The 12,618-nt window shown below is 33.0% G+C and carries 7 protein-coding genes; 3 read left to right on the plus strand and 4 right to left on the minus strand.

All coding sequences use genetic code 11. The features are described 5' to 3' along the window. The first annotated feature begins 463 nt into the window (after nt 1-463). Nucleotides 464-4,408 (plus strand): two-component regulator propeller domain-containing protein, encoded by a 3,945-nt coding sequence (locus RG22_RS02105; protein ID WP_034040448.1) that lies wholly within the window; start codon nt 464-466, stop codon nt 4,406-4,408. 157 nt (nt 4,409-4,565) lie between these two features. Here the strand turns inward: RG22_RS02105 and RG22_RS02110 are convergent, their stop codons facing one another. Continuing rightward, nucleotides 4,566-5,345: a hypothetical protein gene (locus tag RG22_RS02110; RefSeq protein ID WP_034040450.1), complete on the minus strand. Its 780-nt coding sequence runs from the start codon at nt 5,343-5,345 to the stop codon at nt 4,566-4,568. Nucleotides 5,346-5,567: 222 nt separating this feature from the next. On the opposite strand from RG22_RS02110, the gene RG22_RS02115 reads away from it, so the two are divergent. Both RG22_RS02115 and RG22_RS02120 read left to right on the plus strand, forming a co-directional pair. Beyond that, nucleotides 5,568-6,335 carry a type IV toxin-antitoxin system AbiEi family antitoxin gene (locus tag RG22_RS02115; RefSeq protein WP_034040453.1) on the plus strand — a complete coding sequence of 256 codons (768 nt, stop codon included), beginning with the start codon at nt 5,568-5,570 and terminating at the stop codon, nt 6,333-6,335. Further along, the gene (locus RG22_RS02120; RefSeq protein WP_034040455.1) at nt 6,328-7,224 is read left to right on the plus strand and encodes a nucleotidyl transferase AbiEii/AbiGii toxin family protein; all 897 of its coding nucleotides are present in this window, start codon (nt 6,328-6,330) and stop codon (nt 7,222-7,224) included. Before RG22_RS02115 ends, RG22_RS02120 begins: the two co-directional genes overlap by 8 nt. A gap of 28 nt (nt 7,225-7,252) precedes the next feature. Here the strand turns inward: RG22_RS02120 and RG22_RS02125 are convergent, their stop codons facing one another. The 3 genes from RG22_RS02125 to nagB all read right to left on the minus strand — a co-directional run bounded on the left by RG22_RS02125 (nt 7,253) and on the right by nagB (nt 12,608). Continuing rightward, entirely contained in the window at nt 7,253-8,461 is a 1,209-nt protein-coding gene (locus RG22_RS02125) for a site-specific integrase (RefSeq protein ID WP_034040457.1), read from the minus strand. 265 nt (nt 8,462-8,726) lie between these two features. Then, the gene (gene acs, locus RG22_RS02130) at nt 8,727-10,634 is read right to left on the minus strand and encodes an acetate--CoA ligase (protein WP_034040459.1); all 1,908 of its coding nucleotides are present in this window, start codon (nt 10,632-10,634) and stop codon (nt 8,727-8,729) included. Between the two features lie 45 nt (nt 10,635-10,679). Next, entirely contained in the window at nt 10,680-12,608 is a 1,929-nt protein-coding gene (gene nagB / locus RG22_RS02135) for a glucosamine-6-phosphate deaminase (RefSeq protein WP_034040462.1), read from the minus strand. Nucleotides 12,609-12,618 lie beyond the last annotated feature (10 nt).

Genomic DNA, 12,618 nt, shown 5'->3' on the forward strand with positions numbered 1-12,618 from the left:
AATAATTAATAGTTCCGAATTGAGGGTAAGCATAAACATAAACCCTATTTCGAATGACAATGTTCGGTTTCTTTTTCAGTTTCAATGTCTAGTATCTGCTAATAAAAGTCTAAAATCTGCTAATTCATGCCAAAACAGGTCTTGTTGAGCACTTGATAAATATGATAAGTAGGAAGATTCTAGATTTGCTAGACTATGAAAATATTACAATGCGGATAGGATAAATTCAAAAATTATCGATACACATCTTGGTAGATTTGGATAAAATTTGGTATGTCAATATGTAAGTAGAAGTTAGAAATATGAAAAAATTAAAAAAGAGATTAAACTTTTGTGTTCTGTTAGAAAGTGTCAATATATTTAGATGTTTGTTATAATCTTTTGATATATTTTATACTTTTACATAAAGGGTATAACTAAATAAAAGGTTTATTTTTGAAGAATCATCGACAAATACACCATTATGTTTAAAGGTTTAATTTTTATAAGAATATCGTCATTGGTAATCTTATTAATCTTTATTAATTTAAAGTGTTTTGGAAAGCCTAACTATAGTATTAAGCAAATCTCTATTAAAGAAGGCTTATTACAATCCAAGGTAAAGTGTATTTTAAATGATCATCGAGGTAATTTGTGGATAGGAACACAAGGTGGACTAAACCGTTTTGATGGTTATGAATTAAAAGGGTTTTCTTATGATAAAGAAGATGTCAATTCACTCCCCAGCAATGATATTGTTTTCATTGCAGAAGATGCCTCACTTAATTTATGGGTCGCTACAAGTAGGGGTTTAGCGCTTTACGATAGGAAGAACAAAAAATTTAAACGCATCTATTTTCAAGACGAGCCTTTCCAGGCATTTTCCTGTTTACTGATGGATGACGGGGTTCTATTCGCTGGAAAGGGAGGGATACTTTATAAATTCTTCTATAAAGTCAACATACTAAAGCCGCTCCAAATAAAAATGCCTGGCAATGCAAATATCCAATTTGAGCAACTCGTTTACTTAAATGAAAACACAATACTTGCGAATAGTCGATGGCGTGGAATGTACCTCTACGATATCAAAAATAAAGAAATTCGGAAAATAGATTCTTTAAACGATCCGGATTATGTAAATATATTTGTTGATTCCCAACAACGCATTTGGCTAACAGCCTACGGCAAAGGGGTATTTTGCTATTCTTCCAATTGGAAACTTTTACACCACTTCTCTACAAAAAATTCACCTTTAACAAATGATATTGTACTAGACTTTGAAGAAAAAAATGGGGAGCTGTGGGTTGCCACTGATGGTGGAGGCATCAATATTCTTTCCCTTAAGGATTTTACATTTAGCGCCATAAAAAATGTACCTGATGATATCAATTCAATTCCTACAAACTCAATATTCTGTTTATATAACGACTTACAAAACAATATGTGGATTGGAACGGTTATGGATGGGTTATTAAGAATTAAAAACACCTTTACCTATAGGTTTCAGAACGCACCCTTTGGAAACCCATATGGACTAAGCAACAAAGCTGTATTAAGTCTACTTGAAGATGAGAATGGGAAAATATGGATAGGCACAGATGGAGGTGGGATTAACCTTTTTGACCCTGCTACAAATACATTTAAACATTATCCATTGACTAAAGGGGATAAAGTGTCATCCATGGTTAATTATAGCGATCACGAATTACTATTATCCCTCTTTTCTGAAGGTCTTGTTATCTTTAATAAACAAACTGGAAGCTATCGCCCCTTTATTATTGTTAATCCAGAGGAAAACAGAAAGAACAGTGCTTCAGGATTTTTAATTAATATTAGTAAATATGCTGAAGACGAAATTCTAATAAATGGAAACCATATTTATGTTTATAACATACGAAAAAAGACGTTCACTAAGCTAGCCTCCAAAGGTATAGAATATAATTCCAGTTCTCCAGTAGAAATAGCATCAGATAGTACCAAAACTTATTTTATTACACATGAAGAACTATTTGAACTTGATAGACAAACAAATCAATTTAAAACCCTTTACACCCCAGATGTTCTCGTCTATATTAAAGATGCCTGTCGAGACAAACAGGGGCGATTCTGGATAGGAACCACCTCAGGAATAGTTTGCATAGATCCAACAAATAATACGACAAATAAAATTGAGACGACACTTTTTGACGGGGTCAACTCCTTGGTTTTTGATGAACATGAAAGGCTGTGGATAGGTGCCAATAATATGCTTTATACCTATAAATCAGATCAGAATTACTTTACAATTCTTAATGGGTCTGATGGTATTGCACACAATGAATATATTGGTCAAGCACACCTGCTCTCCCGCGAAGGAGACATTTATATGGGAGGAACAACAGGATTGTGTAAAATTGATAAGGATATCCCATTCAATACCACTTTATCAGCAAATGTAACGCTAATGGATGTCATGTTGAATGGTGTGTCGGTTGCAGATAACATAACCGAAGCAATCCATAAAATAAAGATACCTTGGAACTTTACTTCTTTATCTTTAAAGGTCATTGTAAGGGGGAAAGATATGTTTCAGAAAAATATATTCCGATATAATATCCGTGGATTGAACGGCAATAATATAGAGACTTATGATCATACTTTGTCCATTTATTCATTGCCCGTGGGAGAATATATTATTTTTGTCTCCAGTGATTCAAATAATGGTGGCTGGACAGAACCCACAGAATTACTAGGCATTACGGTTACTCCCGCTTGGTGGCAAAGCGCTTGGTTTATCCTTTCCACTTTGTTTGTACTTCTTGCTGTTATCTTCTTTATTTCTTCATCTATCATAAAGAATAAAAGGAAAAAGCAGTTATGGGAAATAGCAAAAATTAAGCAAAAAACATATGAGGACAAGGTTCAGTTCTTTACAAATATCAGCCACGAACTTCGCACACCTCTTACTCTTATTTATGCACCACTTGAGCGGTTATTGAAATTTGAAAAAACGAGTGAGTCACTAAATTTAAAACTTGAAAGCATCTTCAGACAGGTAAAACAGATGAAGAATATTGTCAATACGCTTCTTGATATTCGTAAAATAGAAGTGGGCAAAGAGACTCTTAATGTGAAACCTCATCAACTAAACAATTGGATTCATTCTGTTGCAAATGACTTTAAACACGAATTTCGTGTACATAGAACCCAGATTGTATATGACTTTGATCAATCAATAGATGAGGTGCCTTTTGATAAAACTAAGTGTAAAACCGTCCTTTCTAATCTGTTAACTAATGCACTAAAATTCTCCATTGAAGACACTGAAGTAGTTCTGTCTACAAGAAAATTTGAAAATAAAGTTATAGTTTCCATAAAGGATCAGGGTATCGGATTGGACGGTGTGGATCTCAATAATCTATTTACGGATTTTTATCAAGGGTCCCATAATATTTACGGTAGCGGAATAGGCCTTTCTTACTCTAAATCCCTAATAGAGCTGCATGGAGGTGTTATTGGTGCAAAGAAAAATGAAATAGGACAAGGCGCTACATTTTATTTCGAACTCCCTACCCAAATAACTAATGTTATTGCAAGTCATTCAGAGGCAATGGCACTTAACACTTCAGATATAAATTATCAGAAAACAGAATATTTTGACACAAAACCCTATTCAATCATAATTGTAGAAGATCAACCAGAGTTGAGAAGTTTTATAAAAGATAGCTTAAAAGAGAATTTTAAGCATACATACATTGCTAAAGATGGGGTTGAGGCTTTGACTATAATAAAACAATATCATCCAGATATTATTATCAGTGATGTTATGATGAACAAAATGAACGGTTTTGATCTCTGTCTAAATGTTAAAAAAGATATTGATATTAGTCATATTCCCATCATTTTACTTACTGCATTCAATGATGCGGATAACACCTTACGTGGGTATAAATTAGGAGCGAACGCATATCTATCAAAACCTTTCGATATTGAATTTCTGTTAACGATTATTCGAAATCAACTGAGAGACAGAGCAAATGTAAGGTCTAGGTACGAAAATAATATGCTATCAATGATTGCCCCAGAAGAAACAACAATCAGTAATGTGGATGAGCAATTTTTATTAAAGCTAAATAATATAATAGCAGAAAATATAAGCAATAATAAATTAAATCTAAAATTCCTTACAGATAAAATGTTTATTAGTAGGGCTTCATTATCGCTTAAGGTCAAGGCTCTTACTGGAATTAGCACAATGGATTATGTTACTCAAATGCGTATAGAGAAAGCGACTAACCTTTTACTATATTCTGAGGAAAATATAACCGAAATTGCAATCGATTTAGGTTTTTCTTCTCCACGCTATTTCAGCAAAGTTTTCAAAGAAAAAAAAGATATGACCCCCACAGAGTTTAGGCAAAATAAGGATAATAAGCAATTGGATAAGTAATTTATTGTTATTCCTTCACTGTACTTATTTCAAAAAGGGCTATTTTCAAAGTTCACAGCATTACGTGGTTTTCAATTTGTGAATAAGGAACACTCAGATAAAAAACAGTAGCCATGATCAATATAAATATATTTGATTCTGTGTCTTTTATTTAGGATTAGACAGTTGCGAATTCATATTTCAAAAAATCAATATGTTCAAGCGATGGGTATATTAGTGCACTTAAATCGTTAAAAGCAGCTTGGTCTTCAATTCCTTCAGATGCTTTCTCTTTCCACTTTTGTATAAGTATTCTATATTTTGATTTATCAACATCAGGTGAATCTATTAATTTTAAATTAGCATTTACAGCTGTTGCATAGCTTATCGCTAAAGGCAATGTAGAATTATCAACTCTATCTACTACTATGACTCCCCTTTTATTAGAATCATCAAATACTATATCTCCTGCGCTTTCATCGATTTGAAGCATTAAGTTATTCTCTATTGACACATATAGAGCATCATAAGCATTGCTTCTATTACAAGGAAGATAACCTGATTTTTCAACCAAATGGCTTAGGGTAAAGTCTACTTCCTCAATCGTATCCACATATATTGTATTGTAATCATTTAAAAAATCTAAATAACTTATTTGATTTTTGGATAGACCGATAATAATTAAATATTTGCATCCCCTTAATCGTTTTAGTGAGTTGTGTACTTTAATGTTGAATTCTTGAGACCTAACCCTACTTATATAATGTTCATCAATTTCTCCATCACCTAGTTTTGTTTCATCAAAATCCTTTGCATTTGAAGTAACTTCAGCAAACTCAAAAGTTGGAACATAATATCCAACATTGTTTTTGTAACTTGAAACGACAGCAGTTAATAAGGGCTTTTCGTAATTTACAATAAGAAAGTAATCAGAATTTATTTGGGGAGGTTTAAACATCTTAATTCAGTTTTAAAACAATTAATAATGTACATTTTTTTCTGTAACAAAAACCTCTTTCCATAAAATGGTTTTGACTATCAGTATTCTGTTGTAAAATAAATAATGTCATATTCGAATATGGTTTAAATTTAATATAAAAACTAAACTTTTAATTTATAAATAGCTATAATTATAAACTAATTTTTATATTTGGTTTATATTTTTACTTAAAACTATACTTTGAGTTTAGAAAAAGAACATAAAATAAACTATCTTTTACGAGGTTGGCCACAAAATGCTGTTTACCTTACTTCATGGTTGGTAGCAAATGGGTATTCACATCAGTTATTGAGCAGATATAAAAAGAGTAATTGGATAACCCCTTTAAATAATGGAGCTTTTGTAAAAAGCGGTGACACTGCAACCATTGAAGGAGCAGTATTTGCTTTGCAATCACAAGGTAAGCTCGGTGTGCATCCAGGTGGTAAATCGGCTTTAAATCTTTTAGGAAAGGCTCATTATCTAGAATTTTCAAGACAGCAGTTTACACTTTTTGGAAATGAACATGAGCGCATCCCTTCTTGGTTGAAAAATTATAATTGGGGTATGGAGATAAATTATTATTCTACGTCATTTTTGCCTGCTGATTTTGGTTTGACAGAAATAGAAGTTAATGGATTTTCTATAAAAGTATCAGGCGCAGCAAGAGCCATAATGGAGTGCTTGTATTTGGCTCCTAAAAAGCAAGATTTAAAAGAATGTTATGAACTCATGGAAGGTTTGAATAATTTACGTCCTAATCAAGTGCAACAACTGCTAGAAGCTTGTACATCCATAAAAGTAAAACGATTGTTCTTATATCTAGCTAATAAATGTCGCCATCCGTGGCTGGAATTTGTAAAGGTTGAGAATATTGACATGGGAAAAGGGAAGCGACAAATCGTTGTTGATGGTGTGTATGATCCAGAGTATAAAATAACGATTCCTAAAAATTTGGTGGATGAATAATTATAAGAATCAAGTGCGTTTACTTTTAAGTGTGATTCCTGAAGTAGCAAAAGAAAAGTCTTTTGCTCTTCATGGTGGAACGGCTATCAATTTATTTATAAGGGATATGTCTAGGCTGTCAGTTGATATTGACTTAACCTATATACCTATTGAAGATAGAACAACTTCTTTTACTCATATTAATAGTGCCTTAGGAGAAATAAAGAAACGCCTGAATATAATTTTTCCAAATTTATTGGTAGTACATGAAAAAGACAAACTAAAATTACAAATAAGTAATAAAGATGCTTTAATTAAAATTGAAGTAAATCAAGGTGTCAGAGGTTTGATTGGTGACACTAGTAGTTTGGTTTTATGCGATAAAGCGCAAGAAGATTTCGATGCCTTTTGTTCAATTCAAGGAGTCTCTTTTGGACAGTTGTATGGTGGAAAAATAGTTGCTGCGTTGGATAGACAACATCCAAGAGATTTATTTGATGTAAAGGATTTGCTAGAAAATGAAGGATTTACACAAGAAATAAAAGAAGGTTTTATCTTCACATTGCTGAGCAGTAAAAGGCCTATTAAAGAAGTATTATTTCCTAATTTGATAAATCAAGAACAAGCTTTTGCAAACCAATTTATGGGTATGACAGAAAAACCTTTTTCGTATACGGATTTTGAGCAAACTCGTGAAAAACTAATTAAAGTTGTACGAGAAGGGCTAACCGAAAGTGATAAAAATTTTATTATAAATTTTGAAAAGGCTTCTCCTGATTGGAGTGTTTATGATTTTGAAAAGTTTCCAGCCATACAATGGAAGTTTCAAAACTTGCTAGCACTTAAGGAAAGTAACCCGGAAAAGCATAATTCCAATATGAAGGAACTGGAAAGTTTGCTTATGGGTTAGTCTGATTATCAACAAAAATTTTAATTTTTTAAAAGTTAATCACCTTGTCAAGAGCATCATCTGTATCTTTTTTCATAAAACTAGATTGATAAGCAATTGTAGTTGTAATAGAAGAATGGCGATATAGCTTTTGTAGCATTTGAATAGGAATCTTATCTCCAGATATATTTCCGAAACTATGTCGTGCTATATGCATGCTTAGCTTCTTATCTATTTTCAATTGCTTAGCTACCAATTCCAACCTTCTATTTAGCGTTCTAGTTGATGTTTTTATTCTGGTTAACAACTCTTTTGCATCACTAAAGTTCGTCCCTCTTAAATAAGTAAAAATTAAGTCATTATTGCCAAGAGTAGGTTCTTTATACAATTCCAATATAGTCTTGGCCTTTTCTGGCACTTTTAGAGAGACTACTTTTTGGTTTTTATTCATTCTATATAATAACCTGCCATCCTTAAAATCAGACTTTCTTAATTGTAAAACGTCACTTACCCTTATCCCTGCAAAATAAAAACTAGTTAACCACACATTAATAGCATTCTGTTGCGCAACTGTTAAATCACTGGCATTTTCAAGCATTTTTACTTCTTCAATGGACAAACCTACTTTATCTGATTCTGGGATCCGAATTTGAATTTTTCCCTTACCAAATGGATAATTACTATGCTCTGCCAAACCTTCAGAAATGGCAAGGTTATAGATTTTTCTAATCAATATCATGTAGTTTATGGCTGTCCTCGGTTTTCTTTTCTCCTGATTGAGAATATAACTTTCAAAATTTTTCAGCAAAAAAATTGTTATTTCCTTAAAAGGTAGGACATCCTTACCAACAAACTTTTTAAACTTTCTAACTCTCCCCTTTTGTGTCAAGTACTGCGAGTGTTTTTCCGCACTCTTTAAATTTTCAAGATCTAAATCTGCTAAACTAAAAAAATCTATTTTATCCTTTCCTTTAACGCTTTCACTTACCTGAGATGCAGAAATATAATCTTCAGTAATTTCTGAGTCTAATAGTTTATCATTAGCTTGAGCAAGCTTTTTCAATATCAAAAGATTTAGGCGAGAAGCATTAGGGTGAGATTTTTTAACTCTCCTATTTTGAACATCCCAAAACTTTATATCTATATATTGACCAGTAGAAATAAAGGATGTTTTTCTATCCTTTGTTATTCGAATGGTTACTGGATATAAATTTTGGGCATTCTTTTTTTTTCGTAAAACTACCTGAACTGTTGCCATATTTTTATCTTGATTATAAAGATACAAAATTTGGGTACAACATAGGTACAACATTTTTTGGTTTTAAACGATATTAAAAAACACTTAATTCATTCATTTTCAATTGTTTTAGCTTATTTTGATATTCGATTGTGAATTTTCATAACCCGGAGGTCGGGGGATCGTGCCCCCCTCTCGCTACAAAGTAAAAACCCAAGATAAAATCTTGGGTTTTTTATTTATTTTTTTTCTAGCATGTAAAATTTTTAAAAGTTTGTTGTATAATTTACAACACATTATCCATTATTTCCTGTACTACTTCTGGATTAAGTAATGTTGAGGTATCTCCTAAATTACTAGTTTCGTTACATGCTATTTTACGCAAAATACGACGCATAATTTTTCCCGAACGTGTTTTTGGCAAACCACTAGTAAACTGTATTTTATCAAGCTTTGCTATAGGACCTATATGTTCTGTTATAATTTGATTTATTTCATTTCGCAAATTGTCTTGATCTCGACTTTCTCCTACATCTTTTAAAATTACATAACCATACAGGGCGTTTCCTTTTACATCATGTGGAAAACCTACAATAGCAGATTCTGCTACTGCTGGATGTTCGTTTATAGCATCTTCAATTGGTGCTGTACCTAAGTTATGTCCAGAAACTATAATAACATCGTCTACTCTACCTGTAATTCTGTAATAACCAACTTCGTCTCTTAACGCTCCATCACCAGTAAAGTATTTATTTTCGTAAGCTGAAAAATAGGTGTCTTTATAGCGTTGGTGGTTACCCCAAATAGTACGAGCCATAGCTGGCCATGGAAATTTAATACACAATCGTCCATCCACTTGATTTCCTTTTAATTCTTCTCCATCTTCATCCATTAAAGCAGGTTGAATGCCAATAAATGGTAACGTTGCATAAGTAGGTTTCGTTGGCGTTACAAATGGTATTGGTGTAATCATGATGCCACCAGTTTCAGTTTGCCACCAAGTATCTACTATCGGGCTTTTCTTTTTTCCAATATTATCATTGTACCAATGCCACGCTTCTTCGTTTATAGGTTCTCCAACAGACCCTAAAACTTTTATAGACGATAAATCGTATTTATCAACCAATTCCATACCTTGTTTTGCTAAAGCACGAATGGCGGTTGGTGCTGTGTAAAATTGATTTACTTTGTGTTTTTCAACAATCTCCCAAAAACGACCAAAATCTGGATAGCTTGGTACGCCTTCAAACATAACAGTTGTTGCTCCATTAGCTAAAGGACCGTAAACTATATAGCTATGTCCAGTAATCCAACCTATATCTGCTGTACACCAATACACATCATTTTCTCTATATTGAAATACGTTTTTAAATGTATACGCCGTATAAACCATATAACCTCCTGTAGTGTGTACCATCCCTTTAGGTTGTCCTGTTGACCCCGAAGTATATAAAATAAATAAAGGGTCTTCAGCTTTCATCACTTCGATTTCACATATGCTTGATGCTTCATTTAATAATGGTTGTAACCATTGATCACGACCAGGTTTCATTTGTATATCTGAGTGAATTCGCTTTGCGACTAAAACATTATTTACACCTGGACAACTTTCTAATGCCTCATCTACAATACCTTTTAAATCAATCGTTTTTGCACCTCGATAAGAACCATCACTAGTTATTATCATTTTACAATCGCTATCATTAATTCTTGTTGATAATGCTGTCGCAGAAAATCCTGCAAATACCACTGAATGTATCGCCCCTATTCTAGCACAAGCCAAAAGTGAAATTGCCAATTCTGGAATCATTGGTAAATAAATACACACTCTATCTCCTTTTTTTACTCCTTGGCTTTTTAAAACATTTGCTAATTTATTAACCCTTTCGTGCAACTTATTATAGGTAATATGTTCTGCGGGTTCTTTTGGATCGTTAGGCTCAAATAAAATAGCAGTTTTATCGCCTCGTGTTGCTAGATGCCTGTCTATACAGTTTTCTGTAATATTAAGCTCTGCACCTTCAAACCACTTTACTTCCGGTTTATTAAAATCCCAGCTTAAAACATTATCCCACTTTTTTTGCCACATAAAATGCTCTTCAGCGACTTCTTCCCAGAAATTTTCGGGCTCGCGAACAGATTTTCTATAAACTTGATAGTATTCCTCTAAATGTTTTATGTGATAATTACTCATGGCTTATTTTGTTATTTTTAATTCATATACAAACTTAAATACGTATTAAAACTCCCATCTCACAAAAGCTTCCATAGCTGCATAATGAGACAACCCTAATTCATCGTATAAACCTGCTGTTTCTTTGTTTCTATCTTCTGCGCGTTGCCAGAACTCTCTACTGTCTGCACCTTGAAACACAACACCATCTTTTTGTGATTGATGTTTGAAAATCCCTTTTCTTTTCTCTAATACTTGATCTGGCCCCATTGGAACTGCCATTTCTATCTCATCAATTCCCCATTCTTGCCATGCACCTCTATATAACCAAACCCAACAATCTTTCATGAATTTCTTAGGTTTTAAATTTCTAACTGCTGCAAAAATAGCATCTAAACACACTTTATGCGTACCGTGTGGATCGGCTAAATCGCCTGCTGCATATATTTGGTGAGGCTTCACTTTTTCAATAAGATCCATTGTTATTTTAATATCTTCTTCACCTATTGGACTTTTCTCAATAGTTCCTGTTTCGTAAAAAGGTAATTCCATAAAATGAATTTGTTCATCTGGGATACCAACAAAATGACAAGTAGCTCTTGCTTCACCTTTTCTAATTAATCCTTTAATATACCTAACTTCTGGAGTATCTATTTCGCTAGATTTTTTGTTTTTCAGAAAAGTTGCTGCTCTTTTATAAATATCTTCTGCTTCTGTACTTTCAATTCCAAATTTATCATTGTAATCACAAACAAAACTAGCAAAACGGAGAGCCTCATCATCTGCAACAGCAATGTTACCAGATGTTTGATAACCTACATGCACTTCATGTCCTTGCTCATGTAACCTTTTAAATGTGCCTCCCATACTAATAATATCATCATCTGGATGCGGGCTAAAAATAATCACACGTTTTTTTGCTGGTTCTGCACGCTCTGGTCGTTTACTATCATCTGCATTTGGTTTACCTCCAGGCCATCCAGTAATGGTATTTTGTAATTTATTAAATATTTTAATATTAATATCGTAAGCTGGTCCAGAATCTGCTAATAAATCACTCATACCGTTTTCGATATAATCAGCATCTGTTAACATTAAAATAGGCTTCTTTAAATGAAGAGCTAAACTTAATACCGCTTTTCTAATGTGTTTATCTGTCCAAACAATTTTTTCAACTAACCATGGTGTATTAATCCTTGTTAATTTTGATGCCGCTGCTTGATCTAAAACAAAAGTGGCATTATTATGCTCTTGCAAATAAGATGCTGGTACACGACTAGTAACCTCCTCTTCAACTGAAGCTTTAATGATATTAGATTTTCTTTCCCCCCAAGCCAAAAGGATTACTCTTTTAGCTTCCATTATCTTTTTAACACCTAAGGTTATTGCTGTTCTAGGTGTGTTATCTAAACCTGAAAAATCACCACTAGCAGCAACTCTTGTTATATGATCTAGAGCAACTAAACGTGTTTTAGAGTTTTGGAGTGAACCAGACTCGTTAAAACCTATATGTCCATTACCTCCAATACCTAATATCTGTAAATCTAAACCTCCTAATGCTTTAATTTTAGCTTCGTAGTCGTCACAGTAACTTCTAATATCTTCTTTAGCTAAAGTTCCATCTGGGATATGATAGTTTTCTGGTAATATATCTACATGGTTAAATAATTGTTCTTTCATAAAACGAACATAACTGTTTACAGAGTCAGGTTCCATTGGATAATATTCATCTAAATTGAATGATATTACATTTTTAAAGCTTAAACCTTCTTCTTTATGTAAACGTACTAATTCAGCATATAACCCCTTTGGAGAAGAACCTGTTGCTAAACCTAATATACAAGGTTGTTTTTGAGAGTGCTTTACTTTAATAAGGTCTGCTATTTCTTTAGCAACTGCCTTTGATGCTGTAGTTGAATTTTCGTAAACTACGGTACCAATATTTTCAAATCGTTTTTCGAAACCCGTTGCTTTGTCTATACTACTTTTTAACATTATTATTGTT

The sequence above is a fragment of the Wocania ichthyoenteri Th78 genome, from assembly GCF_000789235.1.
Classification (GTDB): domain Bacteria; phylum Bacteroidota; class Bacteroidia; order Flavobacteriales; family Flavobacteriaceae; genus Wocania_A; species Wocania_A ichthyoenteri.

Coding starts and splice junctions, on each gene's coding strand:
- RG22_RS02105 (WP_034040448.1), top strand. CDS start 464: ATGTTTAAAGGTTTAATTTTTATAAGAATATCGTCATTGGTAATCTTA.
- RG22_RS02110 (WP_034040450.1), bottom strand. CDS start 5,345: ATGTTTAAACCTCCCCAAATAAATTCTGATTACTTTCTTATTGTAAAT.
- RG22_RS02120 (WP_034040455.1), top strand. CDS start 6,328: ATGAATAATTATAAGAATCAAGTGCGTTTACTTTTAAGTGTGATTCCT.
- RG22_RS02125 (WP_034040457.1), bottom strand. CDS start 8,461: ATGGCAACAGTTCAGGTAGTTTTACGAAAAAAAAAGAATGCCCAAAAT.
- acs (WP_034040459.1), bottom strand. CDS start 10,634: ATGAGTAATTATCACATAAAACATTTAGAGGAATACTATCAAGTTTAT.
- nagB (WP_034040462.1), bottom strand. CDS start 12,608: ATGTTAAAAAGTAGTATAGACAAAGCAACGGGTTTCGAAAAACGATTT.